The sequence below is a fragment of the Variovorax sp. GW458-11-26-14-LB1 genome, from assembly GCF_059423965.1.
This window is the reverse complement of record NZ_JBWKYW010000062.1, coordinates 15344-40680: the sequence shown is the minus strand read 5'-3', so window position 1 is coordinate 40680 and position 25337 is coordinate 15344. Positions and strand designations below refer to the sequence as shown.

Below are 25337 nucleotides of genomic sequence, written 5' to 3'. Positions count from 1 at the left end.
TCTTTAAGTTAGCGCTGGGGGTGGTGGGCATGGGTCTGCTAATTCTGGCCTTTATCGGCTACCTGGTGGCGGGTGCCTTCGGCTTGTCGCGGCTTTCGCGTGTGCTCATTGGCGCCGGACTGGCATGCGCACCACCTGTCTACCTTAGTTGGGAATCTATTCAGTACCGCGATGGCGCAGAGGAGCTCGAGGAGGTGAGCCGGCAGCTCAGGCGAGAGGCCGAGAACTACCTGTCAGTGCAGTGCGCGCTCCAATCCAAACCCAGTAGGCCCGTCGTCGTCCGCGGTTCCGAAGGCGTCTACTTGAAGTCCAACGGTCAGTCGCCGCCCGACATTCGGGACATCCCTGCCGCATCTCCTCAGACCAGAAAATCGCAGGAGCAACATCGCCGCTACGGATACTCGCATCCTCCGCGGACCAACGACGGCCAATACAAGTCAGTTCTGTATTGGACGAGCCGTGCCGAAGAAACGGACTTCCTGAAAGCTGGCTTTGCCTTCGTTGAGTATGAAGACTATCAGGGACGCCAAACTCGTTCAGCGAATTTCGCTTGGTGGCAGAAGAACAGCTCACCGGAAGTGCTGGAACGCTTGTTGCGCCAGTACCAAGGAGGGAAGTATCTGGGGCCGCACTCCATTTTGAGAGTCCCAGTCGAAGAATTGCGGGCTGCGTACCTGATGGAGTACAGGGATGTCTCCACGCGTCAAGACCGCGATAATTGGCTTGCCAAAGGAAGCATGAAACTCTCGAAGAGAGCAGACGACCGCACACTTGCTGAATATGTTGGACTCGCCGCTTCGAATGCCTTTCTGTCTCCAGGGTATGGTCCTTGGTGGGAAAAGGTGAGCGTGTGTTCAGGCACGGAAGCGGAGTTCCTGGTGGATGGACGTTGGCAACCAGTGAAGTTCTTTTTCTCGAAGGTTGCGAGGATTGAAGACTAGCGAAGACCTAGCCGTCGAATGCTTGATTTTGGGGTAAGAGGTAGCGCGCCCTGCGAAGGTCTGCTTTCGCGAAGGCGCAATGTCCGTAGTGGGCCCAAAGCGGCTGTACAGCCCGAGCTAAAGCAGTCCTTCTCCGCCCTGGGACTTCGGTGCATCATTTGCGGCGCGATACATACGCCGCATCACATCATGTCTGCCTGACACCTGCATCAATGCGCGATTGGCTTCGAGTATCAACGTCTCGGCGTCGTAGTCGTGCTCGGGCCCTTTTCTGACAAGTTCCTCCGCCTGCACCAACGCGTCACGACAGCGTTCAAACATGCCCAGGCCTTCCAGATCTTGGCGGGCTGCCTCTAGGCTTCGATGAACGCTAGGAAGTCCGTGCGACAAGTAGAACTTGTCTATCCCCTTGCGATACAAGTTGATCCCACCTTGCGCATAGACAAGAGAATCTTCGAATTCCACAACGTGTCTTTTTGCCATGGCTTTAGGGTGCGTTGATGTTGATATGCAGATCTGGTCAGCGTCGGCTTTTGGCCGCATTCTGACCCATGGCAATGCAGCTTAGCGCAGGACTAAGGCCCCATCGACCAGGTCGAATGCCTCGCCGTTCACCGCTGTAATCGTCCCCTCAAAGAGCAGGTCGAGCTTGTGCTCTGGGTCCCAGTGCGGGTTGACGTACACGCTTGCGACGAGTTCAGGGTCCACTACGAGGGCGACTGAATCCACCTCGCCCATGACCTGGGCTCTAGTCAGGCCCGCAGGGACATCCCAAAAGTCGAGCCACTCATTGGCTTCGGCGTACCGGTAGTGCGCATAGATGAGGTCCAGGATGTGCTCGGCATGCTGCTTCGCATACTTAGCGAGCCTCGACGCCAGTTCGAGCATTGCAGCGCTGGGTCGCCCGCCCGACGGCATCTGGAGCTCGACGGTCATGTCACCGATAGCGGTGCGAACAACCGGATTCGATAACCAAGGGCTCATGGCGCGAGGGAAGAAAGAGGGGTTTAGGGCCAAGTTCTGACCGAGGTCGGAAGGTCCGGTGTTGGCCGATTGTAGGTATCAGCTATTCGGGGAGCTGACCGGATGCTCCGCGAATGGAGCCACGCCGACCACGGTTGCTCGTCTTGCCTTGAAGCTTCCCGAAAGCCCGTAGCAGTGACAGAGCTCCACTGAAAGGAGCGGAGTGTTCCCCTCATCGGTAGTCTCAAGTTCGAAATCGAGACACGAGAGGACGTTCTGATGATTCAAACCATCAAACTCAACCTCGCTCACCTCTTCGAACAGGAAGTGAACAAGCGAGTCAGCCTCCAGCCTGTAGAACCCGTCCTCTGTGACGTCAGAGGTCATATTCCATCCCCGGATGGTGAGCTCAATGCTGGGGTAGTACGTGCCGTTTGCGTGCCTCCGTGCCCGGTCCATCACGACACGATGCACTTCACCATCATGGAAGCTGGGCCAGTATCCGAACACTTTCAGAACGGCACTGTTGTTCTTTATGAATGCGTAGGCGTCAACGGGAGGATTCATGGTCACAGCATACGATGAGGGCCACACGAGCAGCAACTCTTTGCCAATGACCGGTTGTGGCCGACTGGCGTCGAAGCACCGCCGGTGGTGCAGGGCCCAAAAAGGCTCTCGCTTTTCGACTCTACCCGACCCAAATCGAAATTACTGTCGCGTCATCTTGTGCTTCCTCCAACGCTCGAGTGACAAGCAGGGATCGAGATAGCGCGTGACTCTTTTCTGCGTCGGTCGCCCCTAAGTCAGACCAATCGCGCATCGCTGCCAGTTCGACCAGCACTTCGGGGATATCGGACTGATGAATCTCCACTCCGATTGAAAACAGACCTAGCCAGCGTGATCCAAGAAATTCAATCGCAGGTTCCCACACGCGAGCAAAAAACTCCTCCGTCGCCACTGGAAACGATGAGTTCACTTCAGGAGAGCCTTTACGCCGTACGACCATCAGGACAGACACGAACCCTCCTCAATTGATATCTAAGCATGTCTACCATTGTTTAATTTGAGACCTAGCGGGAGGCGCCGTGTCCACTTCTGGGCCGTATTCTTCCGGCAGGGCGAAGGACCGGTTATGGCCGCGAGCAGCCCCGCTACCGTGCCGCTAGGTAGAGGTACTTCTGCAAGTCTGCGACGGCCATCGTCACCCGCGGTTTGACTTGATCTCCCATGGCGGCTTGTTCAAGAAATTTACCGAACTGACTGCAGAGTTGCTGCATCTGGGAAGTTGACAACCCTTGCGCGTACAACGCGGTTATTTGCTGGTCTGCCGCACGCGTAGTCAGCACTTCGTACTGATCGGCATTCATGCCAAGCGTTCTCATCGCGAACGGTCGAAATTGTCTGAGCGTTTTCTCAACCCCCGCGTTGTACTGCGCGTTGGCTTTCGTCCAATTCAGAAAATCGACCTGTATGGCTTGCCTACCGCCAGGAAGAATTTCCGTGCACTTTGCGACAAGCGCCATTGGCGCCTTCGACCAATAGTTCAACTGCCCCAACCTCGTCATCACTTCGTCAGAGACATTTGGGGGTACAGCTTGCGCCGATGCGAACGTTACTGCAGTCGTGGCAATGGCAGCTAGTAGAGATTTCATGCGGGTGTGAGGTTCGATTCTCGCCAATCTATCTGCCCCCCGATGGCTGGAGAACGGCAATGGCCGCCAAAGCTGAGCACTTGTGATGAATATCCGGTTGTGGCCGACAGTCGCCACACTCTAATCCAACTCCACTTCCTGCCCGACAGACAGTTTCGGCAAGTCGTTGGCGGTCGCCAGGACGAAAGTGAAAACCGCTAGGTCCGGTGTCCCATCGGGCGCGATTGCACGCGGCTGAGAAAGTGACCGCTTGATTGGGACTCCACCGAGGCAGGGTGTTTCTGAAAGAGAAAATTCGCCCTGGTCGAGCTTTCGCGCAAACAAGTACACAGGCCGTCGCCGGTCAAAGATGTACTCAATCCGAAACTTCATTTGGCAGCTCCCAGGAATGACTGCTCACAGGCGTTCTATCCACCTTCAGCGAACTTCCGCTCCTGGCCGCATTCTGCCGCACGCGGTCCTGCGCCAACGGACACGTTCCGGCCACTCGCCAAGGGTGACGGGCCTAGAGAAAAGCCAGCGAAGGCATCGGCCCGGTGGAAATTCTGCGCGGGCGCGTCTGAGCCAAATCCTCAAGATCGAATCCAGCCAGTTCGGCCAGCAAAAGCAGAATCGCATAGGCCATCGGCTCGGGAGCCTCAAACGGGAATAGCTGATGACGTCGCGAATTGCAAAGGCGATGTGTGGCGACGATGTTCTCGCGTGTGTCCTTGCCACCGTCGCGCCGAGCTAGCAGATGCTCCGCAGTGACATCGCCGTGCATGGGCCGCAGGCAGTAGTAGCAGAGGCCGCCCTGATCACGACAAGCGGCCCGCCTCAAGTATTGAATACGAAAATTAACCCACATTGGGGAACTCCTAAGGTTGAACTTTGGAAGTCCCCGGTTACGCGTGTTGCGTCTGGCGGGCGCCGGTCCGGTTGGCTTTCGGCGGGTGCATTCATGTGAACGCACGGTCGGGGCAACGGCCCCGAGCAAGGAAAGTCTATGGCATGTTTCTTTGAATAGCAACGCAGCCAACCGCCCCGTCAATTTCGGAATACAACTTGTTGCAACTCGTGCAGAATGTGGCGCGTTATCACTCTGTCGGCAGGCAATCGATGCGCGCTTTGGCTCTGTTCACTTTGGTTTTCACAATTTCGGCAGGCGCCACGACAGAAAGTCCAGACGGCCTTGCCTTAAAACGTTGTGACGGGGCCAAAGGCCCACTCAGCCAAGTCCTCGCGATTTGTGATGATTCGCTGAAAGAGCCGAGCCTCACCGTGCGCACACGTGCACGCATCCATGCCGTGCGCGGCAATGCCTACCGACGCAGCGGGGATTTCAAGAACGCGATGTCCGAGTATGAGGAGTCGCTTCGAATCGATCCACTCTACCCATACGGCTACAACAATCGCGGCGCCCTATGGAACATCGCTGGCGAGCCACGCAAGGCTCTGCCGGAATTTAATAAAGCTATCGAGCTCGATCCAAAAAATCCAAATTTCCTCTCCAATCGCGGAGCCACTTGGGACAAGCTGGGCGATCAAAGCAAGGCTTTGGCCGACTACAACGAAGCCATCCGTCTCGGGCCATTGACCTCGCACGCTCACATGGGCCGCGCAACAATTTTGGTGGACCGGGGCGACTACAAGAATGCAATCGCCGACAACACCGAAGCGATCCGGATCGAGCCAGACGACCCGAAAATTTTCAACAATCGTGGAGTCGCCTGGCTGAAGCTGAAGGATTACTCCAAGGCAATGGCAGACTTCGACGCAGCGATCAAGATTTGGCCAACTTTTCCGATGGCGTTGATGAACCGCGGTACTGTATGGAATGCACTGGAAAAGTACGACAGAGCCATAGCTGACTTCGACCTCGCGTTGCGGAGAACGCCTGAGTTTCCCGCCGCCCTTGCTGGTAGAGCGTTCGCTTGGTCGGTCAAAGGCGATCTCGACAAGTCAATAGCTGATTACAGCGAAGCGATACGCCTGTACCCAGACTACGGAACGTACTACTTGGATCGCGCCGAAGTGTGGCGTCGCATGGGCATGCTCGCAGCCGCAAAGGACGACAAGGAATACGCATATCGGCTCGATCCATCATTGAAACCGGCGCAATCAAAGTAGCATTAACAAACGCAGGTTTCGATCATTAGACATGCTCGCGCGAACATGCAGATGCGGCGCATCCAACAGCGGGCCCGCTACGTCGGTTTCAGACACTCGGCAAGCGCCGCGCGTAATTCACCCTCGTAGCCCTCGCGCAGTTCAATCTCAGCCATTGCCGAAGCGCTGAATCGGTCGAGGTCCACGCCAGGCGACAGCGCCTCGGTCGGCATGGCTGGGCGCGCAGGCACATCCACACGGCATTCCACCGGGATCGGCACCTTCACCGTTTGAATCGGAGCCACCCCGCACGCGGCGAGTGAGCCGGCAACGGCCACGACAGCTGCCAGGAGCGCACATCGCTTCATGGCTGCGCCCTCCCCCTCAACCATCCATCGACGCGAACCTGCGCGCTCACACAGGCGTTGCCAGGGACGGCAGGCGGCGTGCTCAGGATGGTGTTCGCAGCCTGCTGCCGCCCGGTTGCCGCGGTGCGTGCTGCAGCCTGCGCCTTCTTCGCCTCGGCGCCGCGCTTGTCAGCCAGGTCGCGAAGGTCTTTCTTCAGTCGCATCACTACAGGCTGAGGCCGCGGCCCGGGCGTTGTCGCGCTCGACAAGCGTCGTCGCCGACTTCTCGCGCGCGCCCACCCATGCCCAGCCGAGTGCAGCATTGCCCGCCACACTCAGGCCGAGCGCAACCAACAAGGTTTGCATCAGGCTCATTTGCTCAGCACCTTCAAGGCGCGATCCGTCGCCGCCTTGCGCTCATGCGGGTATGCCCTTGCGCCAATGGTGATCGATGCCGCCGATCACGGTGTGCCTCAACGCCGCAGCCGCCTGTTCATCGTCGGAACGCGCAGCAAGCACCCCATCTCCCTGAAGTTGCCCCAGCGCGAGCACATTCCCGCGAGCGCCATCGTGAACTTCGACACGGGAGCATGGTCGCCCATCCGCACCGCGAAGCGCAGCCTGGCGACTCTTCGGCGCATCCATCAAGGCCGCCGGGACCTCGGCTGCGGTCGCTTCCTCATTCCGTACTACGGCAGCGGCTCCGGCCTCACCGGGCGAAGCATCCACAAGCCCATCGGCACCATCACCACAGTTGACCGCTGGGGCGTTGTGCGCGGCAACCGCATGCGGATGCTGCAGGCGGACGAAGCGCGCGCCGCGATGGGCTTCCCATCCGACTACCAACTTCCATCGCAGCACAAGGCGGCAATGCACATGCTCGGCAACGCCGTGTGCCCGCCTGTCGCACGCGACGTGATTGCCAGCCTCTTGGAGGCCGCATGAAGCGCCGCCCGCACATCCCGCGCGTGAACCCGGCCATCTGGGAACAGCTCATCGCTGCGCGCCAAGACACGCCCACGGAGGCGGTCACGGAGGCAATGACGAAACTGCACGATGCCTTCTGCCGGCTCCGCGCAGGCAGCACCGATGACGACACGTTCGACCGCCTCGCGGCCTGCATCAATGTCGGTCTCGTGCGCGCCGAACAGATCGACCCGGTATGCGTCGCCCCAATGGTAGCCGCGCGTGATGCGCTGATCCGCTGCGACGGCATCCGCGGCCGGCATGGCCGGTATGGCTTCGACGGGCCCGGCCTGCAGGCCGTCGCCGCCGCGCTCGATGTCTACGAGGAAATCTTGCGCAACAGCACGCCGCAGCAGATGCGTGAGGCCATGACGGCATCGATCGCGCTCATGCGCCGCCAAGCCGAGGCAGGAGGAATTCCACATGGCCTGTGATATCTGCGGCAAGACCGGCACCCGCTTGGCCGATCTCCTCGACTCGTACAAGACCGACGACATTCAGTCCATCTGCCCCGAATGCGAGAAGGCGGTCGACGCACAGAAGCGCAAACTTCAAACTTGGACGGCGACTCTGCTCAACCGGCTCCTCAAGCGCTTCGTGCAGGTACGCAGGAGCATGTCATGAAGACGTCAGGGCCACATTCGACGAAAGGCTTTCCTGAGCGAGTCCCCAAGGCGCGTCGGGGAGCCATCTTGTTCACGAAGTTCCGCCACCTCACGGGTGAAACTCAGTGCGGACCGAAAGTCGTTCAGGGCGTGCTGAGCTGTGACAGCCATGGTCTCGATGTTCGCCAGTTCCTCGAGCAGGCCGTCGGTAGCGCTCAGCCCTGGCCCATGATCGCCGCGTGCATCAGCAGACCAATCTATTGTCGGCAGGAGAGCTCCGACCCTTTCAAGCCTGGAGCAGAGGTCAGCAAGGTCTTCGGCGCCGGTCAGAGGCGACGCGGTCAACCTTATCAACTGTTCTTCGGAAGGCACCGGCACTGCCAGCACCTGATTGACCGCCCCGACGAAACTCAGAAGTCCGTTGGGGTGCGTCGCAATCTCCCGGTGCGAGAGGCGAACCGCCGTGATCGCGGCGCGAATATTCAGAAGCTTCGTTCCAACAAGGGCGGCCGTTACACCAGCGGCTGCGATCGCTTCTCTTCGTCGCTGTCGCTCTTCAGTTCTTGCGATCCGAATGGCAGCAAGAATCGCGGCGACCGAGCCGATGGCCTGAACCCACGCGGGCAAGTCGATAGTCATCTGACGTCAATTGCCAGGGGCCAGATCCCAGCGGGACTGCACCGAGTACAGCACTTGGAGCACCCACGCTTCGTAACCACCCGCGTTGCTGAAGACTTCCATCGTCCAGTTGCTTCCGTTCGGCTCGCGCTGCCCCGCGGCATAAGCGGTAGGCATCGGCACGGTGATCTCTGCGCCGTCGGCGCGCACCTCTTCACCCTCGTGGATGCGCCGATGTACTTCTGCTCGAATTTCTTCAGCGCTGTGTTCTTCCCGGTCGGCTGTGGCCATGGCCGTCTCCTTTTGAAAGCCGCAGTATGACGGTGTACGTCGACGACATGAAGGTCGCCTTCGGGCGGACGGTGATGTGCCACATGCTGGCCGACACCGACGAAGAGCTGCACTCAATGGCCGAACGCATCGGCGTGCAGCGCAAGTGGTGGCAGAGCCCGGCGAAGATCAGCGACAGCCACAACGACATCGCGCTCGGCAAGTGCACGCTGGCTGTGAAGGCGGGCGCTGTCGAGATCTCGTGGCTGCAGGCCAGCGCGATGAATCTGCGCCGGCGCATCACCGGGCGGCTCGGGCCCGCAGCCGACGCTTTGAGCTGGCTCAATCAGCACAAATTCCAACGTCGTGCCGCTGCTGATTCAGCGTCGCACGCGAAAGTGCCACTGTGCGACAGGTCAAAGGAACTCTCATGAAATGCCCGGCTTGCACGAGCACCGAGCAACGCGTGCTCTCCACGCGCAGTGGGGACTCGAAGATCACCCGCCTCCGCAACTGCGACGCCTGCGCCTACCGCTGGAACACCGTCGAGATCGACGCACAGAATCTCAACCGCATGGAGTCGGCCGTCGCCGCCGTGCGGACCTTCACCAGCTTGTCCAAGGAACTCGACGATGCCGCGGCCGCGCACGGTTAACAAGAAGATTCCCGATCTGCCGCGCGGGATGCGCAAGGTCGATGGGATCTGGTACTGGCGCGGCACCGACGGCCTCACGAAAGAGATCGAGGTCAAGCTGCGGGCCGCGGGCATCAAGGTGAACTGCGGCACCACCCCAGTCCTGGCGCGGTTGTGGTGGGAGAAGCACGTGTCGCCTGCGTTGGTGGCCGCCGTGCCCGATGACGACGTGGTCGGTACCGTCGAGGAAATCATCCGAAAGTACGAGGCCGACGAGTTTCCCACCATCAAGCGCGAGAAGACCAAAGAAGAATACGAGGATCGCATCCGGCGCCTGCGTGAGGCGTTTCGCACGAAGCGCTACCCGAAGAACGAACTGCAGGCCCTGCTGCCGGGCTACATGAGCGCGGTGACCATCACGCAGCACCTGCACGACAACCGCGACCGCGCGTCGTCAGCCAACAAGGACATCCAACTGCTGTCGCGCATGTTCCGCCTGGCGCGAGTGCGCTGGGGCCTGACCACCTTCAACCCGTGCGAGGGCATCGAGTACTTGCCGGAAACGCCTCGCGACCAGTACGTCAGCGACCAGCGCTACTGCCAGATCTACGAGGCGGCGAGTCCGGTGCTGCAGTGCATGCTCGAGATCAGCACCCAGACCGGCGCGCGGGCCGGCATGATCTTCGACATCAGGATCGGCGACTTCAACGAAGACCGCATCGAACTGCGCGTGACGAAGAAGCGCAACGAAAAGGGCCACGTGACGAAGACCTACGCCATGACGCCCGACCTCTGGCGGGCGCTGACGCGCGCGCTCGAGCTGAGAAAGAAGAACCGCGGCGGCGCGGCAAGTCTGCCCAGCGACTACCTGTTCATCACGAAGCAGGGCAACCCGTACGGCAAGGAAGCGTTCAAGAGCCTGTGGCGCGTGGTGCGCACGAAGCTCAGCCTGGCGGCCCGGGAGATCACGTTCCACGACATGCGTGCGAAGGCGGCCTCAGACGCCGACTCGGACGTTGCCGCGCAGGAGTTGCTGCACCACGAAGACGTGAAGGTCACGAAGCGCGTCTACCGTCGCAAGGTGCCCGTCGGGACCCCCTTGCCATCTGCAATTGGGGGGCGTGGAGAGGGCTGAAAACCTCTGGGTTTGTCAGAACCACCTCTCATTTGTCAGACGCAAAGAAAAACGGGTCAGAGCTTTTGGCTCTAACCCGTTGATCTATCTACTGATTTTGGTCGGTGTGAAAGGATTCGAACCTTCGACCCCTTGCACCCCATGCAAGTGCGCTACCAGGCTGCGCCACACACCGAAGCTCTCGATTATAGCGGGCTAAATTCAGTGTCCGACAGTCAGAAGCTCACGAATTTCAAAGAGTTCGCGGCGAAGGTGCAACAACTGCGACAGATCGACGGTCTGCGCGGCCGCCGAGGGCCTCGGTTCCTCGTGCACGGCGGCGTCGAATTCTTCCTGGCCGATCTCGATGGCCTCCAGGCCTTCGAGCGGTACTTCGCCCGCCTTGCGACGGTCGCGCTCGCCCTGCGTGAGTTCCTGCAGCTTGTTGCGCGCACCGCTGATGGTGAAGCCCTGGTCGTAGAGCAGGTCGCGGATGCGGCGAATCATCAGCACTTCGTGGTGCTGGTAGTAGCGGCGGTTGCCGCGCCGCTTCATCGGGCGCAGCTGGGTGAACTCCTGCTCCCAATAGCGCAGCACGTGCGGCTTCACGCCGCAGAGCTCGCCGACCTCACCGATGGTGAAGTAGCGTTTGACGGGAATCGGCGGGAGCGTTTTCTCCATTGAAATCAAGACTGTGCGCGGGAAACCTCATAGATTACTCTACGCGGCCGCACAGCACCAAGCACTATTCCGCGCCCAGGCTCCACTCGACTTCGGAAGTGCCGCCCTGCGGCTCGACGCTGCCCTGGATCTGCTCCTTGAGCTTGGCGCTCGCATGGAAGGTGGCCACGCGGCGCTCGCCGATCGGAATGGCTTCGCCGGTGCGCGGGTTGCGTCCGGGACGCGGCGCCTTCACGCGGATCTGGAAGTTGCCGAAGCCCGAGATCTTCACGTCCGTGCCTTCGATCAGGCTGCTGGCCACGAGCTCGAAGAACGCCTCCACCATGTCCTTCGACTCACGCTTGTTCAGGCCGATCTGCTCGAACAGCAGGTCGGCCAGGTGCGCCTTGGTGAGCGCCGGCGTTTCGAGGGCTTCGAGCGTGAATTCGGCGGCGTTCATCTTCATCCTCTCAAGCGGCCGCCCAGGGTGGCGCCCAGTTGTTCGACGATTGCACGGACAGCGGGTTCGACCTGCTCGTCCGTCAGCGTGGCGGCATCGCTCTGGAAGGTCAGGCGCACGGCCATGCTCTTCTCGCCCGGTGCCAGCGCACCTGGCGCCGCCACGGCGCCTTCGCGCAGGGGCTGCGGACGGTAGATGTCGAACAGCGTCGCATCGCGCAGCAGGCCCGAGGCGGACGCGCCCGCGCGAATAGCCTGCATCAGCGCGTCGTGCGACACCGCTTCGGCCACGACCACCGCGATGTCGCGTTCGACGGCCTGGTGCTTGGGCACCGGCTGCGCCACGGGCACGGGCCGCGCCGTGACGGCGTTGAGGTCGAGTTCGAACAGCACGGGCGCCTGGGTGAAGTCCCACTTCTGGCGCCAGCGCGGATGCAGTTCGCCGATGAAGCCGATGGCCTGGCCGTCGAGCAGCACGCGGGCCGAACGGCCGGGGTGCAGCGCGGGGTGCTCCGCCGCTTCGAAGGTCGGCACGCGCGGCGCGAGCAGCGCTTCGACATCGCCCTTGACGTCGTAGAAGTCGGCGCGCTGCGGCTTGCCGTCCCAGCGCGACGCCTCGGCGTCGCCCCAGGCCAGGCCGGCCACGCGCATGGGCTGGTTCACGCCGCGCACGGTGCTGTCGGTGGTAACGACGCTGTCGTCGCGCAGGAACACGCGGCCCAACTCGAACACGCGCACGCGCGGTGCCTTGCGGTCGAGGTTGAACTTGAGCACCTGCAGCAGCGAGCCGAGCAGCGACGAGCGCATCACGCTCATCTGGCTGGCGATGGGGTTCAGCAGCTTGACCGGGTTGGCGTTGCCCGCCAGGTCCTGCTCCCAGTGCGCTTCGACAAAGCTGAAGTTGATGGTTTCCTGGTAACCCAGCGCTGCAACGCTGCGGCGCACCGCGAAGCGGCTGCGCTGCGCCTCGGGGCGCACGCGGGCCGTGATGGGCGCGAGCGGCGCGGTGGTCGGCAGGTTGTTGAAGCCGATCAGGCGCGCCACTTCTTCGATGAGGTCTTCCTCGATCAGCAGGTCGAAACGGTGCGGCGGCGGCGTGACGGTCAGCGTGCCTTCGCCTTCGGTGATTTCGAAACCGAGGCGGTGGAGTGCGTCGGCGCATTGCGCCTGCGTCAGCGGCATGCCGATGACGCGCGCGGCACGGGCCACGCGCAGCGTGACGGGCGCGGCCTCGGGCAGGCGCAAAGTCTGGTCGTCCATCTTGCCGGCTTCGCCGCCGCAGATCTCGACGACCAGTTGCGTGATGCGCTCGATGATCTGCACCGTGCGGCTCGGGTCGACGCCGCGCTCGTAGCGGTGGCCGGCGTCGGTCGAGAAGTTGAAGCGACGCGAGCGGCCCTGCACAGCCTCGGGCCACCAGAACGCGGCCTCGACGTAGATGTTGCGCGTGTCGTCGGTCACCGAGGTGGCGTCGCCGCCCATGATGCCGGCGAGCGATTCGACCTCGCGGTCGTCGGCGATGACGCCGACCTTTTCGTCGACGGTGATCGTCGTGCCGTTGAGCAGCTTGAGCTGTTCGCCCGCCTTGCCCCAGCGCACCGTGAGGCCGCCGTGGATCTTGTCGAGGTCGAAGATATGGCTGGGCTGGCCGTACTCGAACATCACGTAGTTCGAGATGTCGACCAGCGGCGTCACGCTGCGCTGGCCACAGCGCGCGAGGCGCTCGACCATCCACGCGGGCGTGGCGACCTTGGTGTTCACGCCGCGCACGATGCGGCCCGAGAAGCGGCCGCACAGGTCGGGTGCCTCGACCTTGACCGGCAGCACATCGGAGAACGACGTGGCCACGGGCGCAATGGCCGGCGTCTTCAGCGGTGCGCCGGTGAGTGCGGCGAGTTCGCGCGCCACGCCGTACACGCTCAGGCCGTGCGCCAGGTTCGGCGTGAGCTTGAGCGTGAGCAGCGCGTCGTCGAGCTTGAGCACGTCGCGCACATCGGCACCGAGGGGCGCGTCGGCGTCGAGTTCGAGCAGACCGCCGTGGTCTTCGCTCAGTTTCAGCTCGCGCGCCGAGCACAGCATGCCCTGGCTCTCGACGCCGCGCAGCTTGCCCAGCTTGATGAGGAAGGGCTTGCCGTCTTCACCCGGCGGCAGTTCGGCGCCGACGAGGGCGCACGGCACCTTGATGCCGACGCGCGCATTGGGCGCGCCGCACACGATGTTCAGCAAAGCGCCCTGCCCCACGTCGACCTGGCACACGCGCAGGCGATCGGCATTCGGGTGCTGCTCGGCTTCCTTGATTTCGCCGACCACGATGCGCGTGAAAGGCGGCGCCACCGGACGGCGCTCTTCGACTTCGAAGCCGCCCATGGTGAGCGTTTCGGCCAGTGCGGCGCTGTCGAGGGGCGGGTTGCAGAACTCGCGCAGCCAGGATTCCGGGAATTGCATCTCTTCGATCTCGATCTGGTTTTTTTATCTGTGGAAAGGACGTGCTTACTGGAACTGCGAGAGAAAACGCAGGTCGCCGTCGAAGAACAGGCGCAGGTCGTTCACGCCGTAGCGCAACATGGTGAGCCGATCGGGGCCCATGCCGAAAGCGAAGCCGATGTAGCGCTCAGGGTCGAGGCCCATATTGCGCACGACGTTCGGGTGCACCTGGCCGGAGCCGGCGACTTCGAGCCAGCGGCCGGCCAGCGGGCCGCTCGCGAACTGGATGTCGATCTCGGCGCTCGGCTCGGTGAACGGAAAGAAGCTCGGGCGGAAGCGCAGCACGAGGTCGTCGCGCTCGAAGAAGGTGCGACAGAAGTCGGTGAAGACGACCTTCAGGTCCTTGAAGCTGACGTTCTCGCCGAGCCACAGGCCTTCGCACTGGTGGAACATGGGCGAGTGGGTGGCGTCGCTGTCGACGCGGTAGGTGCGCCCGGGCGCGATCACGCGGATCTCGGGCGCCTTCACGGTGCCGGTGGTGTCGGCAGCAGCAGCGGCGAACTCGGCCGCGTACTTCTTGGTGTGCTGGTGGGCGTAGCGCACCTGCATCGGGCTGGTGTGCGGACGCAGGTTGTAGGGAATGCCGTCGTCGCCCTTGAGGTCGACGTAGAAGGTGTCCTGCATCGAACGCGCCGGGTGGTTGGGCGGGTTGTTGAGCGAGGTGAAGCTGTGCCAGTCGCTCTCGATCTCGGGGCCGTCGGCCACGTCGAAGCCCATGCTCGAGAAGATTTCCTCGATGCGCTCCAGCGTGCGGCTCACGGGGTGCAGTCCGCCGCCGGCGCGGTGGCGGCCGGGCAGGCTCACGTCGAGCGCTTCGGCGCGCAGCTGCAGCGAGAGTTCTTCGTCGGCGAGTTGCTGGCGGCGGTCGGTCAGTGCGGCCTCGATGGCCTGCTTGCCGACGTTGATCGCGGCGCCGCGGGACTTCTTCTCTTCGACACTCAGCGCGGCCATGCCCTTCATCAGCTCGGTGATGCGGCCCGACTTGCCAAGGAACTGGGCCTTGGCGTTTTCGAGCTCTGCGGGCGTTTTCGCTTCGGCGAAGGCGGCGCGTGCGGTGTCGACCAGGGAGTCCAACTCGTTCATAGCAACAAAAATCTTCGAGGGGAAATAAAAAAGAGCTGGAGCCTTTTCAAGCGCCAGCCCTTGAGCCGTGGGCGCAAGAAGCCGTCCGGAGACGGCAACCTGCTGTGCAAAATCAAGCAGCCAGCTTGGCCTTGACCTGCTCCACGATGCCGGCAAAAGCGGCCTTGTCGTGCACGGCGATGTCCGCAAGCATCTTGCGGTCGATCTCGATACCGGCCTTGCGGATGCCGTTGGCGAACTGGCTGTAGGTCAGGCCCAGTTCACGCGAGGCGGCGTTGATACGCGCGATCCACAGCTGACGGAACACGCGCTTCTTGGTACGGCGGTCACGGTAGGCATATTGCCCAGCCTTCATCACCGCCTGTTTGGCGACGCGGAAGACATTACCGCGGCGACCGCGAAAACCCTTGGCGAGTGCGAGAACTTTTTTGTGGCGGGCGCGAGCCGTTACACCACGTTTGACGCGAGGCATGTGTGTACTCCTTGTTCGTCTGAGTTAAATGCCACGACCGGGCAGCATGGCGGCGACAGAAACCATGTTGGTCTCATGCACTGCGACTGCACCACGCAGGTGACGCTTGTTCTTGGTGGTCTTCTTCGTCAAGATGTGACGCTTGAAGGCTTGACCGCGCTTGACGGTGCCACCGGGACGAACGCGGAAACGTTTTTTCGCGCTGCTCTTGGTCTTCATTTTGGGCATGTGAATGCTCCTTTAGTTTGTGCTCGTGAGGCGCCGCGGATACTCCACGGACTTGTTGGCCCCGAGACACTTCTTTATCTCGCCCCCGCCTGCACTTCTTTCGAAATGCGGGCCAGGGCGAAATCCCTTCAAAACCCGTCTACTGCAAATGCCTCAGGCGGTTGCCGTGGGCGCTGCTGCCGGCGCAGCATCTGCTGCCGGCTTCGGCGCCGCGCCGCCAACCTTCTTGCGGCCCGGAGCGATCATCATGATCATCTGACGGCCTTCCAGCTTCGGGAACTGCTCGACCATGATCGTGTCGCCCAGCTCGTCGCGAATGCGCTGCAAGAGTGCCAGACCGAGCTCCTGGTGCGTGATCTCGCGGCCGCGGAAGCGCAGCGTGATCTTGCATTTGTCGCCCTCTTCAAGAAAGCGCCTGATGTTGCGCATCTTGATGTTGTAGTCGCCATCGTCGGTACCGGGCCGGAACTTGATTTCCTTGACCTCGATGACCTTCTGCTTCGACTTCGCCTCGGCTGCCTTCTTCTGCTCGTGGTACTTGAACTTTCCGTACTCGATCAGGCGGCACACGGGCGGATTGGCCGCAGCAACGACCTCCACCAGATCCACGTCAGCCTCACCCGCAAGGCGCAAGGCTTCGGAAAGGCTCATGACACCCAATGGCTCGTTTTCCGGGCCGACCAGGCGGACTTCCGGGGCCATGATTTCCCGGTTCAGGCGGTGTTGGCGTTCCTCGCGGTGGCGGCGGTCGCGAAATGCAGTAGCGATGGTCAGAATCCTTCAAAGTTTGCTACAAAATCTGTAGCGATCGCCGCTCAGTCTTCGCGGACAGGCGGCACGAGATGGCAGAGAAACATATGGGGTGTTTCAGAGACAAATCAACGCTTGTCAGCAACGTCCTGGACGAGCCGTTGCGTGAACGATTCGAGGGACATTGCACCGAGGTCTTGATTGCCCCGGGCGCGCACTGCGACGGCACCTGCTTCCTTTTCCTTGTCACCCACGACGAGGATGTAAGGGAGCTTTTGCAACGAATGCTTCCGTATTTTATACGTAATCTTTTCGTTGTGCAGATCCAGCTGAACTCTAAGCCCTTGATTTTGCAGCGTTTTCGCAACTTGCGCCGCGTAGTCGGCCTGTCCTTCGCTGATATTGAGCACCGCCACCTGCACCGGAGCGAGCCACGCGGGCATGGCGCCGGAGTGGTGTTCGATCAGCATGCCGATGAAGCGCTCGAGGCTGCCGACGATGGCGCGGTGCAGCATCACCGGGTGGGCCCGACCGCTCGATTCCGTGACGTACTCCCCGCCCAGTCGCTCGGCCGTGTTGAAGTCGACCTGCATCGTGCCGCATTGCCAGTGGCGGCCGATGGCGTCGCGCAGCGTGTACTCGATCTTCGGGCCGTAGAAGGCGCCGTCGCCGGGCGAGATGACGAAGTCCACGCCCGAGCGGCGCAGCGATTCCATCACCGCGTGCTCGGCCTTGTCCCACAGCTCGTCCGAGCCGACGCGGTTCTCGGGCCGCGTCGCGACCTTGTAGAGGATGTCCGTGAAGCCGAAGTCGGCATAGACCTTCTGCAGCTGCGCCGTGTAGGCGATGCATTCGTCGAGGATCTGGTCTTCCGTGCAGAAGATGTGGCCGTCGTCCTGCGTGAAGCCGCGCACGCGCATGATGCCGTGCAGCGCGCCGCTGGGTTCGTTGCGGTGGCACTGGCCGAACTCGCCGTAGCGCAGCGGCAGGTCGCGGTAGCTGCGCAGGTCGCTCTTGAAGATCAGCACGTGGCCCGGGCAGTTCATCGGTTTGAGCGCGTACTCGCGCTTCTCCGACTCCGTCGTGAACATGTTGTCGCGGTAGTTCTGCCAGTGGCCCGTCTTCTCCCACAGGCTCTTGTCCAGGATCTGCGGGCCCTTCACTTCCCAGTAGCCCGTGTCGCGGTAGATGCCACGCATGTACTGCTCGACCTGCTGCCAGACCGCCCAGCCCTTGGGGTGCCAGAACACCACGCCCGGCGCCACTTCGTCGATGTGGAACAGGTCGAGTTCCTTGCCCAGCTTGCGGTGGTCGCGCTTCTCGGCTTCCTCGATGCGCTGGATGTACTGGTCCAGCTGCTTCTTGTCGGCCCAGGCCGTGCCGTAGATGCGCTGCAGCTGCTCGTTCTTGGCGTCGCCGCGCCAGTAGGCGCCGGCCAGCTTCGTGAGCTTGAAGACCTTCAGGAAACGCGTGTTCGGCACGTGCGGGCCGCGGCACATGTCGACGTATTCCTGGTGGTAGTACAGGCCCATGGCCTGCTCGTCGGGCATGTCTTCGACGAGGCGCAGCTTGTAGTCCTCGCCGCGCGACTTGAAGACCTCGATGACTTCCGCACGCGGCGTCATCTTCTTGATCACGTCGTAGTCCTGCGCGATCAGCTCGCGCATGCGCGCCTCGATGGCGGCCATGTCCTCGGGCGTGAACGGGCGCTCGAACGAGATGTCGTAGTAGAAGCCTTCGTCGATCACGGGCCCGATCACCATCTTGGCCGTCGGGTACAGCTGTTTCACCGCATGGCCGACCAGGTGGGCCGTCGAGTGGCGGATGATCTCCAGGCCCTCGTCGTCCTTGGGCGTGATGATCTGCAGCCTGGCGTCGCGGTCGATGACGTCGCTGGCATCGACGAGCTTGCCGTCGATCTTGCCGGCCACCGTCATCTTGGCGAGGCCGGGGCCGATGGACTGGGCCACTTCGGCCACCGAAACCGGGCCGGGGAACTCGCGGCGCGAGTTGTCGGGGAGCGTGATCTGGATCATGTGAAAACCTCGGGGAGAAAAACAAAAAAGCGCGGTGGATGCCGCGCTTTGCTTGGTTGGTGCGCTGGAAAAACCAGCGAGCGCGGGGCTACCGGCCCTTTCCTTCGAAGAAGAAAAAGCCGCTGAATCCTTGCGGGGTAGTTCGCGGTGTCATAACCAAGGTGCCTTTCTCGCTCTTGTTGAGTGCAGAGTGGGCGATTCTAGCCGCTGCCCGCTTCAGCCGCGCGCCTCGAACAGGAGGCTGGAAACGCACTGCCCGACCGGCCCGTCGCGGTCGTGCAGCTGCCCGACGGCATAGCCCGTGCCCATCGGGCCCGCAAGCGTGAGGGCATCGACCAGCACCCAGTCGCCGCGCGGCGCCCGCCGCAGATTGATCGTCAGGTCGGCATTGACGAAGCCCAGCCGCGCCGGATGCGCCCACTGCGAGATACCCGCCACGAGATCGGCCGCCGAGGCCACCTGGGCCAGCGGCGATGCGGCCTCGGCGTCGACCAGCGACCGGCCCAGGCGCAACCATGCCGCAGCCGGGCCGGGCTCGAGAATCTGCCCGCGTGCCATGCGCACGTCCACGCCGGCAAAGAACGGGCTCATGCGGGACGCTGCCGCGGGAATGGGCGCGCCCTCTTCCGGCGGTGCGAACGTCGCGGCGGCGAAGGCGTCGGCGGCCGGCAGTGCGGGCGTCTGCCCGCTGCGCAGCAGCAAGGCGGTGCAACGCAGCACGGACTTGCCATCCTGGACCATGTCGAACGCCACCGTGCGCGCCTTGGCGCCGTCGCGCAGCAGGGTGAATTCGAGCGTGATCGGCGCCCGGGTCGCCGGGCGCCAGAAATCGAAGCCCAGCCGCGCCACCTCGCGGCCACCGCTTGCCTCGTGCGCCTGGAGCGCGCGCACGAGCAGCGCGGCAGTCGCGCTGCCCTGCAGGGCGTCGGCGGACCACGGGCCGATGGCCGCCTCGGTGGGCACGAAGCGTTCGCCATCGCTGACGAACACCGGGTCGCCGATAGGTGTCGTCATGGGCTGCACCTGCACGCTCACGACGCCGCGGCCGCCACGTTCTTGAGGCCCAGCACCTCGATCGGCTCGATCGAGGGCGGCCCGGCGAACAGCTCGGGCGCCTGCGCCATCAGGGCCTGGGCAATCGGGCCGCTCAGGTGCGCCTGGCGACCGGCTTCGTCCTCGAACGCATCGAACACGCCGAAGGTGCTGGGCGACAGCCGCAGCGCAAACCAGATCGGCGTGGTCTTTTCCTCGCGCGCCATGGCCAGGCCGGCCTCGAGGAATTGCTGGACGGCGGCTTCCTTGCCGGGCTCGGCCTCGAGGCGGGCGAACAGTGCGAACTTGATCATGGGACATCTCCTGGGGTGGACAACAACGGCGCACGGGATTGCGCGGCGCTGGCATGGACTCTAGGCAAGCCCCGCCCTCTGGGCCATTGGCTTTTTTGACATCTTTGGTATCGTTATTGCCATGAAACTCGATGTCCTCGCCCTCGACGGCGTGTTCGACTCCGGCCTGGCCACGGTGCTCGATGTCTTCACCACCGCGAACGAACTCGCCGCCATGCTGCAACTCGACGTGGCGCCTTTCGACGTCACCATCGTGGGCACCCGCAAGCGCGTGCGCACCGCCCAGGGTTTCACCGTGCCGGTGACGCACACGCTGGCCGACACCGGCGCCGCCACCGACTGGCTCGTCGTTCCGGCGCTCGGCTGCAAGATGCCCGAGACGCTGGAGCCTGCCCTGCAACGCGCCGACGTCCGCGATGCCTGCGCGGCACTGCGCGCGCGTGCCGAAGACGGCGGCTGCATCGCCGCCGCGTGCATCGGCACCTTCGTGCTGGCGGAAGCCGGCGTGCTCGCGGGCCACAAGGCGACCACCACCTGGTGGCTGGCCACGCTCTTCCGGCAGCGCTACCCGGCAGTGCTGCTCGACGATTCGCGCATGCTGGTCAGCTCGGGGCCGCTCGTCACGGCGGGCGCGGCGCTGAGCCACGTCGACATGGCGCTGTGGCTGGTGCGCCAGGCCAGCCCCGAACTCGCGGCGCTGGTCGCGCGCTACCTCATCGTGGACTCGCGCCCGTCGCAGTCGGCCTACGTGATCTCCGACCACCTCTCGCATGCCGACCCGCTGGTGGAGCGCTTCGAGCGCTGGGCGCGCGGGCGGCTGGCCGAGGGTTTCTCGCTCGACGAAGCGGCGCAGGCCGCGGGCACCAGCAAGCGCACGCTGGCCCGGCGCATGCAGCAAGTGCTGGGCAAGAGCCCGCTGTCGTACGTGCAGGACCTGCGCGTCGAACGCGCCGTGCACCTGCTCAAGACCAGCAACAAGAGCCTCGAGCAGATCGCGGGCATGGTCGGCTACGCGGACGGCGTCACCTTGCGCACGCTGCTGCGCCAGCGGCTGGGGCGCGGCGTGCGCGAGGTGCGCCTCGAAGCCTGAGCCTCGCCCGTCGAGCGCCCACGAAAAAGCCCGGCACGAGGCCGGGCTTGGGGGCGACAGCGCAACGCGCCGTCACTCAGCGATCAACGAAGGCAGCTCAGTGGAACTGTTCTTCTTCGGTCGAACCGGTCAGCGCCTTCACGCTGGACGAGCCGCCCTGGATCACGGTGGTCACGTCGTCGAAGTAGCCGGCGCCGACTTCCTGCTGGTGCGACACGAAGGTGTAGCCCTTGTCGCGTGCGGCGAACTCGGGTTCCTGCACCATGTTCACGTAGTGCTTCATGCCTTCGCCGTTGGCATACGCGTGGGCGAACTGGAAGGTGTTGAACCAGTTGATGTGGATGCCGGCCAGCGTGATGAACTGGTACTTGTAGCCCAGTGCCGACAGGTCTTCCTGGAACGAGGCGATCTGCTTGTCGTCCAGGTTCTTCTTCCAGTTGAACGACGGCGAGCAGTTGTACGACAGCAGCTTGCCGGGGCAGGCGGCGTGCACGGCTTGCGCGAATTCACGGGCAAAGCCGATGTCCGGCACGCCGGTTTCGCACCACACCAGGTCGGCGTACGGGGCGTAGGCGACGCCGCGGCTGATGGCTTGCTCCAGGCCGTTCTTGACGCGGTAGAAGCCTTCTTGCGTGCGCTCGCCGGTCAGGAAGGGCTTGTCGTTGGCGTCGTGGTCGGACGTGATCAGGTTCGCGGCTTCCGCATCGGTGCGGGCAAGGACGATGGTCGACACGCCCATGACGTCGGCGGCGAAACGCGCCGAGATCAGCTTCTCGCAGGCTTCCTGCGTCGGCACGAGCACCTTGCCGCCCATGTGACCGCACTTCTTGACGGCCGCCAGCTGGTCTTCGAAGTGCACACCGGCAGCGCCCGACGCGATCATGTTCTTCATCAGTTCGAAGGCGTTCAGCACGCCGCCGAAGCCGGCTTCCGCGTCCGCGACGATCGGCAGGAAGTAGTCGATGAATTCCTTGTCGCCCGGGTTGATGCCGCGGCCCCACTGGATTTCGTCAGCGCGCTTGAAGGTGTTGTTGATGCGACGGACCATCGTCGGCACCGAGTCGTAGGCGTACAGCGACTGGTCGGGGTACATCGTTTCCGAGGTGTTGCCGTCGGCGGCGACTTGCCAACCCGACAGGTACACGGCTTCGAGGCCTGCCTTGGCCTGCTGCATCGCCTGGCCGGCGGAGATCGCGCCGAAGGCGTTCACGTAACCCTTCTTGGCACCGCCGTTGATCTTGGCCCAGAGCTTTTCAGCGCCGCGCTTGGCCAGCGTGTGCTCGATGGGGAGCGAACCGCGCAGGCGAACCACGTCGGCTGCGCTGTAGCCGCGCTTCACGCCCTTCCAGCGGGGGTTGGTGGCCCAGTCCTTTTCGAGGGCGGCAATTTGCTGTTCGCGGCTCAGTTGTTCGTTCAGGGTCTGGGGCATGGTCACTCCGTGAGGTTGATTGAAGGTTGGCGTTGCGGCCGTGGTGTTACTGTAATCCGATTGCGGACTCTTATGTCTTATAGAAGACATATTTTTGAACCAACAAAATCAACAACTTACAGATATATTTCTCAATGAGAAATTATTTTTCTCATATCGAGAAAAAATATTGCGGCGCAGCAGTTTGAAGTTTCGCGATGCGGAATTGCTCTTTCGGTTGTGAAAACCTGCGCCTATCCCGCGATGCCCGCCGCATGCGCGATCCAGTCGCCGCTGTCGATCACGTGGCGGCCCGCGATGCGCGTCGGATGGATCTCGTAGACCAGGCAGTCGATCGATTGCGCGCCCACCACCACGCGCACGCGGCGCCGGATGTACTCGCCCGAATCGTCGTCGGCCACTTCCTCGAGCCGGTCGAGTTCGCGCTCGACCTGCGGCGCGACGCGATAGACCTCGCCCTTCACGCGCCCCGCGCCACCGAGCACCACGCCCGGGTACGCGCCCAGGTCGTACAGCGTGCCCGCGATGACGGCCCCGCCGACGAACACCGGCGCCGGCCGGTAGCGCGCGATGTCGTTGCGCCCGCCGCGCCGCAGCGTGCCGTAGACAAGAACGTGGGGCATCATCGAATCCATCCGATCAACAACCAGCGCCCAGTCTATTGAACCCCGCCGCTTCCACCTCCGGCCGCCTCGTGGCCTACGGCTGCCTGGCCTTGAGCATGTCGCTCGTCGGCATCTACGTCGCCCTCTCCAAGCCGCTGGTGGCAGCCTTCCCGGTGCTGCTGCTGGCTTGGCTGCGCTTCGGCATCGCGGCACTCGCCATGCCGCATTGGCTCCAGCCCACGCCCGACGAGCCGCCCATGAGCGCACGCACGCGCGGGCTCGTGTTCCTCGAGTCCTTCCTCGGCAACTTCCTGTTCTCGATCTGCATGCTGTTCGGCGTAAGCCTCACGAGCGCGGTGTCGGCGGGCGTGATCATGGCGTCGATCCCCGCCGTGGTCGCGGTGGCGAGCTGGCTCTTCCTGCGCGAGCGCATCACGGCGCGCATCGGGCTGGCCATCGGCTGCGCCGCGCTCGGCATCGGCCTGCTCGCTTTCACGCCGACGCATGCACCGGCCACCACCGGCAGTACGGTCGGCGCACCGTCGATGCCCTGGCTGGGCAACCTGCTCGTGTTCTGCGCGGTGCTCTGCGAGGCCGCCTACGCTGTGATCGGCAAGTCGCTCACCGGCAAGCTGGGGCCCAAGCGCATCGCGTCGCTCATCAACCTGTGGGGCTTCGTGCTGTCGATGCCCTTCGGCATCTGGTTCGCGCTGCAGTTCGACTTCACCGCCGTGCGCTTCGGCACCTGGGCGCTGCTGGTCGCCTACGCACTGGCCGCCAGCATCTGGACCGTGTGGCTGTGGATGACCGGACTTCGCCACGTACCAGCGGCACAAGCGGGTGTCTTCACTGTGCTGCTGCCCGTCAGCGCGGCGCTCGTGGGCGTGCTCGTGCTCGGGGAAAACCTCACTTCGCCGCAGCTGCTTGCCTTCGCGATCGCCCTCGTGGGCGTGGTGCTGGCGACGTGGCCGGGGCGACGAACGTGAACAACGTCCCTTCCCCCCTCTGAAAAAACAACAGCTCCCAATGAAAAAAGCGCTTTTTCCCTTGGAAACGCGTTTTTTCTCATTTAGCATCCGCATTGCCACTGGAGACGCAAGTTTTTCATTGGTGAACGTTCAACCAAAAAAGGAAATCAACCATGGCAACTGCAAAGAAGGCTCCGGCCAAGAAAGCTCCGGCAAAGAAGGCCGCTCCCGCAAAGAAGGCTGCGGCTCCTGCAAAGAAGGCCGCTCCGGCCAAGAAGGCAGCGGCGCCCGCCAAGAAGGCTGCTCCTGCAAAGAAGGCTGCACCGGCGAAGAAGGCTCCTGCAAAGAAGGCCGCTCCCGCCAAGAAGCGCACCCCCAACGCTGCGTTCATGAAGGCCCTGACCCCCAGCCCGGCCCTGGCCGCTGTGGTCGGTTCGACGCCTCTGCCGCGCACCGCTGTGGTGAGCAAGCTGTGGGACTACATCAAGAAGAACAACCTGCAAGACAAGGCCAACAAGCGCAACATCAACGCCGACGCCAAGCTGAAGGAAATCTTCGGCAAGGCCCAGGTTTCGATGTTCGAACTGGCTGCGCTGATTGGCAAGCACGTCAAGTAAGTGTTCGGGGGCCTCGTGCTCCTGAGTCAAAAAGCCCGCGTCATGCGGGCTTTTTTTTCGCCTGCAGCAAGCCTTCACCCGCCTCAAAGAAGCGCGCGGGCGTGCAGCCGAAGTGCTTGCGGAAGGCCTCGATGAAGGCGCTCACCGAGCTGTAGCCCACCGTCAGCGCCACCGCCGTCACTGGCTCGCGCAGGCTCAGCAACTCCACGGCCTTCAGCAAACGCGCCTGCTGGCGCCATTGCGTGAAGCTCAGTCCGGTCTCTGCGGCGAAGCGGCGCGTGAGCGTGCGCCGGGCCATGCCAATGCGATCGGCCCAGTCGTCGATGCCGTCGGCCAGCGCAGGATCGTCTGCCAGCGCACGCGCCATCGCCACCAGCCGCGGGTCCTGCGGCATGGGCAGGTGCAGCGACTCGCGCCCGCCGGCCGCCAACTCGTCGACCAGCACACCCACCAATCGCGCGCGGCGGGGCTCCTGCAGTGCGTCGGATGGGTCCAGCGACATCAGCCGCGCCACCAGCTCCCGCACCAGCGGCGTGGCGGCAAAGACATGCGGCCCCTCCGGCAAGGCCTGCGCCACCGACGCATCGATGTGCAGGTGCCATCCCGCCGTGGCCCCGAGGCTCTGCGCGGCATGGGCGCAGCGCGGCGCGATCCAGCCGATCCATCCCGGCGGCTGCACCCAGCGCCCCGCGGGCGTCTCGATGACCTGCAGGCCTTCGCGCAGCGCGAACAGCTGGCCGGTCGCGTGCGCGTGGCAGCCCGTGACGCGCGGTGCCTCGTGCGCGTAGCGCCAGAGCGTGGCGGGCGATTCAGCCGCCATGGCTGGCCCGCGAGCGGTATCGATTGGCCCCGCGCCGCAAGCCGGGCACGGCCCTGCTGCCTAGCATCGAATGCATCTCCACCCGACTCACC

At 63.3% G+C, this 25337-nt stretch carries 34 protein-coding genes and 1 tRNA gene; 11 read left to right on the top strand and 24 right to left on the bottom strand.

Annotated elements, in window-relative coordinates:
• A partial coding sequence (locus AC07YS_RS28375) for a hypothetical protein (RefSeq protein WP_495275746.1) occupies positions 1 to 941 on the top strand: 941 nt, incomplete at its 5' end.
• A 117-nt stretch (positions 942 to 1058) separates the two neighbouring features.
• Here the strand turns inward: AC07YS_RS28375 and AC07YS_RS28370 are convergent.
• The 6 genes from AC07YS_RS28370 to AC07YS_RS28345 all read right to left on the bottom strand — a co-directional run bounded on the left by AC07YS_RS28370 (position 1059) and on the right by AC07YS_RS28345 (position 4403).
• Complete coding sequence (locus AC07YS_RS28370) at positions 1059 to 1424, bottom strand: hypothetical protein (protein ID WP_495269630.1); 366 nt, start codon at positions 1422 to 1424, stop codon at positions 1059 to 1061.
• Between the two features lie 81 nt (positions 1425 to 1505).
• The gene (locus tag AC07YS_RS28365) at positions 1506 to 1877 is read right to left on the bottom strand and encodes a hypothetical protein (protein ID WP_495273877.1); all 372 of its coding nucleotides are present in this window, start codon (positions 1875 to 1877) and stop codon (positions 1506 to 1508) included.
• A gap of 126 nt (positions 1878 to 2003) precedes the next feature.
• The gene (locus tag AC07YS_RS28360) at positions 2004 to 2471 is read right to left on the bottom strand and encodes an Imm50 family immunity protein (protein ID WP_495269632.1); all 468 of its coding nucleotides are present in this window, start codon (positions 2469 to 2471) and stop codon (positions 2004 to 2006) included.
• Positions 2472 to 2592: 121 nt separating this feature from the next.
• Positions 2593 to 2922, bottom strand: a complete 330-nt coding sequence (locus AC07YS_RS28355) for a hypothetical protein (RefSeq protein ID WP_495269633.1) — start codon at positions 2920 to 2922, stop codon at positions 2593 to 2595.
• A gap of 133 nt (positions 2923 to 3055) precedes the next feature.
• Positions 3056 to 3556 (bottom strand): hypothetical protein, encoded by a 501-nt coding sequence (locus AC07YS_RS28350; protein WP_495269634.1) that lies wholly within the window; start codon positions 3554 to 3556, stop codon positions 3056 to 3058.
• Positions 3557 to 4061: 505 nt separating this feature from the next.
• Complete coding sequence (locus AC07YS_RS28345; protein WP_495269635.1) at positions 4062 to 4403, bottom strand: HNH endonuclease; 342 nt, start codon at positions 4401 to 4403, stop codon at positions 4062 to 4064.
• Between the two features lie 197 nt (positions 4404 to 4600).
• On the opposite strand from AC07YS_RS28345, the gene AC07YS_RS28340 reads away from it, so the two are divergent.
• Complete coding sequence (locus AC07YS_RS28340; protein WP_495269636.1) at positions 4601 to 5665, top strand: tetratricopeptide repeat protein; 1065 nt, start codon at positions 4601 to 4603, stop codon at positions 5663 to 5665.
• 77 nt (positions 5666 to 5742) lie between these two features.
• On the opposite strand, the gene AC07YS_RS28335 is transcribed toward AC07YS_RS28340, so the two are convergent.
• On the bottom strand, positions 5743 to 5931 hold the full coding sequence (locus AC07YS_RS28335) for a hypothetical protein (protein WP_495273775.1): 189 nt from the start codon (positions 5929 to 5931) through the stop codon (positions 5743 to 5745).
• Between the two features lie 249 nt (positions 5932 to 6180).
• Positions 6181 to 6366 carry a hypothetical protein gene (locus AC07YS_RS28330; protein ID WP_495269638.1) on the bottom strand — a complete coding sequence of 62 codons (186 nt, stop codon included), beginning with the start codon at positions 6364 to 6366 and terminating at the stop codon, positions 6181 to 6183.
• On the opposite strand from AC07YS_RS28330, the gene AC07YS_RS28325 reads away from it, so the two are divergent.
• From AC07YS_RS28325 to AC07YS_RS28315, 3 genes are read left to right on the top strand one after another with little or no spacing between them, the layout of a single operon-like run.
• The gene (locus AC07YS_RS28325; RefSeq protein WP_495269639.1) at positions 6367 to 6936 is read left to right on the top strand and encodes a DNA cytosine methyltransferase; all 570 of its coding nucleotides are present in this window, start codon (positions 6367 to 6369) and stop codon (positions 6934 to 6936) included.
• Entirely contained in the window at positions 6933 to 7391 is a 459-nt protein-coding gene (locus tag AC07YS_RS28320) for a hypothetical protein (RefSeq protein ID WP_495269640.1), read from the top strand. The genes AC07YS_RS28325 and AC07YS_RS28320 overlap by 4 nt, the downstream gene beginning before the upstream one ends.
• On the top strand, positions 7381 to 7581 hold the full coding sequence (locus AC07YS_RS28315) for a hypothetical protein (protein WP_495269641.1): 201 nt from the start codon (positions 7381 to 7383) through the stop codon (positions 7579 to 7581). The genes AC07YS_RS28320 and AC07YS_RS28315 overlap by 11 nt, the downstream gene beginning before the upstream one ends.
• Positions 7582 to 7586: 5 nt before the next feature.
• On the opposite strand, the gene AC07YS_RS28310 is transcribed toward AC07YS_RS28315, so the two are convergent.
• Positions 7587 to 8201 (bottom strand): hypothetical protein, encoded by a 615-nt coding sequence (locus tag AC07YS_RS28310; protein ID WP_495269642.1) that lies wholly within the window; start codon positions 8199 to 8201, stop codon positions 7587 to 7589.
• A gap of 6 nt (positions 8202 to 8207) precedes the next feature.
• Positions 8208 to 8471, bottom strand: a complete 264-nt coding sequence (locus AC07YS_RS28305) for a hypothetical protein (protein WP_495269643.1) — start codon at positions 8469 to 8471, stop codon at positions 8208 to 8210.
• A 26-nt stretch (positions 8472 to 8497) separates the two neighbouring features.
• On the opposite strand from AC07YS_RS28305, the gene AC07YS_RS28300 reads away from it, so the two are divergent.
• From AC07YS_RS28300 to AC07YS_RS28290, 3 genes are read left to right on the top strand one after another with little or no spacing between them, the layout of a single operon-like run.
• Positions 8498 to 8884, top strand: a complete 387-nt coding sequence (locus AC07YS_RS28300) for a DUF4031 domain-containing protein (protein ID WP_495269644.1) — start codon at positions 8498 to 8500, stop codon at positions 8882 to 8884.
• The gene (locus AC07YS_RS28295; RefSeq protein WP_495269645.1) at positions 8881 to 9105 is read left to right on the top strand and encodes an NrdR family transcriptional regulator; all 225 of its coding nucleotides are present in this window, start codon (positions 8881 to 8883) and stop codon (positions 9103 to 9105) included. The genes AC07YS_RS28300 and AC07YS_RS28295 overlap by 4 nt, the downstream gene beginning before the upstream one ends.
• A complete protein-coding gene (locus AC07YS_RS28290) occupies positions 9083 to 10219 on the top strand; it encodes a site-specific integrase (protein ID WP_495269646.1) in 1137 nt (378 codons plus the stop codon). The genes AC07YS_RS28295 and AC07YS_RS28290 overlap by 23 nt, the downstream gene beginning before the upstream one ends.
• A 98-nt stretch (positions 10220 to 10317) precedes the next feature.
• On the opposite strand, the gene AC07YS_RS28285 is transcribed toward AC07YS_RS28290, so the two are convergent.
• The 11 genes from AC07YS_RS28285 to AC07YS_RS28235 form a co-directional block, all read right to left on the bottom strand.
• Positions 10318 to 10394 (bottom strand) — tRNA-Pro (locus tag AC07YS_RS28285).
• 26 nt (positions 10395 to 10420) lie between these two features.
• Positions 10421 to 10879, bottom strand: a complete 459-nt coding sequence (locus tag AC07YS_RS28280) for a MerR family transcriptional regulator (protein WP_354345139.1) — start codon at positions 10877 to 10879, stop codon at positions 10421 to 10423.
• A gap of 64 nt (positions 10880 to 10943) precedes the next feature.
• Positions 10944 to 11318 (bottom strand): integration host factor subunit alpha, encoded by a 375-nt coding sequence (locus AC07YS_RS28275; RefSeq protein WP_095747662.1) that lies wholly within the window; start codon positions 11316 to 11318, stop codon positions 10944 to 10946.
• Between the two features lie 2 nt (positions 11319 to 11320).
• Positions 11321 to 13762, bottom strand: a complete 2442-nt coding sequence (gene pheT / locus AC07YS_RS28270) for a phenylalanine--tRNA ligase subunit beta (protein WP_495269647.1) — start codon at positions 13760 to 13762, stop codon at positions 11321 to 11323.
• Positions 13763 to 13807: 45 nt separating this feature from the next.
• Positions 13808 to 14884, bottom strand: a complete 1077-nt coding sequence (gene pheS / locus AC07YS_RS28265; protein ID WP_056579739.1) for a phenylalanine--tRNA ligase subunit alpha — start codon at positions 14882 to 14884, stop codon at positions 13808 to 13810.
• Positions 14885 to 14996: 112 nt separating this feature from the next.
• Positions 14997 to 15356 carry a 50S ribosomal protein L20 gene (gene rplT, locus AC07YS_RS28260; RefSeq protein WP_007832499.1) on the bottom strand — a complete coding sequence of 120 codons (360 nt, stop codon included), beginning with the start codon at positions 15354 to 15356 and terminating at the stop codon, positions 14997 to 14999.
• Between the two features lie 24 nt (positions 15357 to 15380).
• Positions 15381 to 15584, bottom strand: coding sequence for a 50S ribosomal protein L35 (rpmI, locus tag AC07YS_RS28255; protein ID WP_007832497.1), 204 nt, complete (start codon positions 15582 to 15584; stop codon positions 15381 to 15383).
• Between the two features lie 153 nt (positions 15585 to 15737).
• A complete protein-coding gene (infC, locus tag AC07YS_RS28250; RefSeq protein WP_082818065.1) occupies positions 15738 to 16361 on the bottom strand; it encodes a translation initiation factor IF-3 in 624 nt (207 codons plus the stop codon).
• A gap of 101 nt (positions 16362 to 16462) precedes the next feature.
• Complete coding sequence (thrS, locus tag AC07YS_RS28245; protein ID WP_062473452.1) at positions 16463 to 18370, bottom strand: threonine--tRNA ligase; 1908 nt, start codon at positions 18368 to 18370, stop codon at positions 16463 to 16465.
• A 216-nt stretch (positions 18371 to 18586) separates the two neighbouring features.
• The gene (locus tag AC07YS_RS28240; protein ID WP_495269648.1) at positions 18587 to 19384 is read right to left on the bottom strand and encodes a thioesterase family protein; all 798 of its coding nucleotides are present in this window, start codon (positions 19382 to 19384) and stop codon (positions 18587 to 18589) included.
• Between the two features lie 17 nt (positions 19385 to 19401).
• The gene (locus AC07YS_RS28235; RefSeq protein ID WP_495269649.1) at positions 19402 to 19716 is read right to left on the bottom strand and encodes a putative quinol monooxygenase; all 315 of its coding nucleotides are present in this window, start codon (positions 19714 to 19716) and stop codon (positions 19402 to 19404) included.
• Between the two features lie 121 nt (positions 19717 to 19837).
• Between AC07YS_RS28235 and AC07YS_RS28230 the strand changes: the two genes are divergently transcribed.
• Positions 19838 to 20806, top strand: a complete 969-nt coding sequence (locus AC07YS_RS28230) for a GlxA family transcriptional regulator (protein WP_159271180.1) — start codon at positions 19838 to 19840, stop codon at positions 20804 to 20806.
• A 97-nt stretch (positions 20807 to 20903) separates the two neighbouring features.
• Here the strand turns inward: AC07YS_RS28230 and aceA are convergent, their stop codons facing one another.
• Both aceA and AC07YS_RS28220 read right to left on the bottom strand, forming a co-directional pair.
• Positions 20904 to 22235, bottom strand: a complete 1332-nt coding sequence (aceA, locus tag AC07YS_RS28225) for an isocitrate lyase (RefSeq protein ID WP_056579731.1) — start codon at positions 22233 to 22235, stop codon at positions 20904 to 20906.
• A gap of 233 nt (positions 22236 to 22468) precedes the next feature.
• The gene (locus tag AC07YS_RS28220; RefSeq protein WP_495269650.1) at positions 22469 to 22861 is read right to left on the bottom strand and encodes a gamma-glutamylcyclotransferase family protein; all 393 of its coding nucleotides are present in this window, start codon (positions 22859 to 22861) and stop codon (positions 22469 to 22471) included.
• Between the two features lie 35 nt (positions 22862 to 22896).
• Between AC07YS_RS28220 and AC07YS_RS28215 the strand changes: the two genes are divergently transcribed.
• Both AC07YS_RS28215 and AC07YS_RS28210 read left to right on the top strand, forming a co-directional pair.
• Positions 22897 to 23826, top strand: a complete 930-nt coding sequence (locus tag AC07YS_RS28215) for a DMT family transporter (RefSeq protein ID WP_495269651.1) — start codon at positions 22897 to 22899, stop codon at positions 23824 to 23826.
• A gap of 155 nt (positions 23827 to 23981) precedes the next feature.
• Positions 23982 to 24425: an SWIB/MDM2 domain-containing protein gene (locus AC07YS_RS28210; RefSeq protein WP_062473465.1), complete on the top strand. Its 444-nt coding sequence runs from the start codon at positions 23982 to 23984 to the stop codon at positions 24423 to 24425.
• Positions 24426 to 24465: 40 nt separating this feature from the next.
• On the opposite strand, the gene AC07YS_RS28205 is transcribed toward AC07YS_RS28210, so the two are convergent.
• Positions 24466 to 25245 (bottom strand): helix-turn-helix domain-containing protein, encoded by a 780-nt coding sequence (locus AC07YS_RS28205; RefSeq protein ID WP_495269652.1) that lies wholly within the window; start codon positions 25243 to 25245, stop codon positions 24466 to 24468.
• Positions 25246 to 25337 lie beyond the last annotated feature (92 nt).

Bases quoted from the DNA above. Each gene is read 5' to 3' on its own strand.
- AC07YS_RS28370 (WP_495269630.1), bottom strand. From the start codon at position 1,424: ATGGCAAAAAGACACGTTGTGGAATTCGAAGATTCTCTTGTCTATGCG.
- AC07YS_RS28230 (WP_159271180.1), top strand. From the start codon at position 19,838: ATGAAACTCGATGTCCTCGCCCTCGACGGCGTGTTCGACTCCGGCCTG.
- AC07YS_RS28305 (WP_495269643.1), bottom strand. From the start codon at position 8,471: ATGGCCACAGCCGACCGGGAAGAACACAGCGCTGAAGAAATTCGAGCA.
- AC07YS_RS28275 (WP_095747662.1), bottom strand. From the start codon at position 11,318: ATGAACGCCGCCGAATTCACGCTCGAAGCCCTCGAAACGCCGGCGCTC.
- AC07YS_RS28310 (WP_495269642.1), bottom strand. From the start codon at position 8,201: ATGACTATCGACTTGCCCGCGTGGGTTCAGGCCATCGGCTCGGTCGCC.
- rpmI (WP_007832497.1), bottom strand. From the start codon at position 15,584: ATGCCCAAAATGAAGACCAAGAGCAGCGCGAAAAAACGTTTCCGCGTT.
- AC07YS_RS28350 (WP_495269634.1), bottom strand. From the start codon at position 3,556: ATGAAATCTCTACTAGCTGCCATTGCCACGACTGCAGTAACGTTCGCA.
- AC07YS_RS28315 (WP_495269641.1), top strand. From the start codon at position 7,381: ATGGCCTGTGATATCTGCGGCAAGACCGGCACCCGCTTGGCCGATCTC.
- pheT (WP_495269647.1), bottom strand. From the start codon at position 13,762: ATGCAATTCCCGGAATCCTGGCTGCGCGAGTTCTGCAACCCGCCCCTC.
- rplT (WP_007832499.1), bottom strand. From the start codon at position 15,356: ATGCCTCGCGTCAAACGTGGTGTAACGGCTCGCGCCCGCCACAAAAAA.
- AC07YS_RS28320 (WP_495269640.1), top strand. From the start codon at position 6,933: ATGAAGCGCCGCCCGCACATCCCGCGCGTGAACCCGGCCATCTGGGAA.
- AC07YS_RS28280 (WP_354345139.1), bottom strand. From the start codon at position 10,879: ATGGAGAAAACGCTCCCGCCGATTCCCGTCAAACGCTACTTCACCATC.
- AC07YS_RS28210 (WP_062473465.1), top strand. From the start codon at position 23,982: ATGGCAACTGCAAAGAAGGCTCCGGCCAAGAAAGCTCCGGCAAAGAAG.
- AC07YS_RS28300 (WP_495269644.1), top strand. From the start codon at position 8,498: ATGACGGTGTACGTCGACGACATGAAGGTCGCCTTCGGGCGGACGGTG.
- AC07YS_RS28360 (WP_495269632.1), bottom strand. From the start codon at position 2,471: ATGAATCCTCCCGTTGACGCCTACGCATTCATAAAGAACAACAGTGCC.
- AC07YS_RS28345 (WP_495269635.1), bottom strand. From the start codon at position 4,403: ATGTGGGTTAATTTTCGTATTCAATACTTGAGGCGGGCCGCTTGTCGT.
- AC07YS_RS28220 (WP_495269650.1), bottom strand. From the start codon at position 22,861: ATGATGCCCCACGTTCTTGTCTACGGCACGCTGCGGCGCGGCGGGCGC.
- AC07YS_RS28330 (WP_495269638.1), bottom strand. From the start codon at position 6,366: ATGAGCCTGATGCAAACCTTGTTGGTTGCGCTCGGCCTGAGTGTGGCG.
- AC07YS_RS28205 (WP_495269652.1), bottom strand. From the start codon at position 25,245: ATGGCGGCTGAATCGCCCGCCACGCTCTGGCGCTACGCGCACGAGGCA.
- AC07YS_RS28235 (WP_495269649.1), bottom strand. From the start codon at position 19,716: ATGATCAAGTTCGCACTGTTCGCCCGCCTCGAGGCCGAGCCCGGCAAG.
- AC07YS_RS28365 (WP_495273877.1), bottom strand. From the start codon at position 1,877: ATGACCGTCGAGCTCCAGATGCCGTCGGGCGGGCGACCCAGCGCTGCA.
- aceA (WP_056579731.1), bottom strand. From the start codon at position 22,235: ATGCCCCAGACCCTGAACGAACAACTGAGCCGCGAACAGCAAATTGCC.
- AC07YS_RS28295 (WP_495269645.1), top strand. From the start codon at position 8,881: ATGAAATGCCCGGCTTGCACGAGCACCGAGCAACGCGTGCTCTCCACG.
- pheS (WP_056579739.1), bottom strand. From the start codon at position 14,884: ATGAACGAGTTGGACTCCCTGGTCGACACCGCACGCGCCGCCTTCGCC.
- AC07YS_RS28240 (WP_495269648.1), bottom strand. From the start codon at position 19,384: ATGACGACACCTATCGGCGACCCGGTGTTCGTCAGCGATGGCGAACGC.
- AC07YS_RS28290 (WP_495269646.1), top strand. From the start codon at position 9,083: ATGCCGCGGCCGCGCACGGTTAACAAGAAGATTCCCGATCTGCCGCGC.
- thrS (WP_062473452.1), bottom strand. From the start codon at position 18,370: ATGATCCAGATCACGCTCCCCGACAACTCGCGCCGCGAGTTCCCCGGC.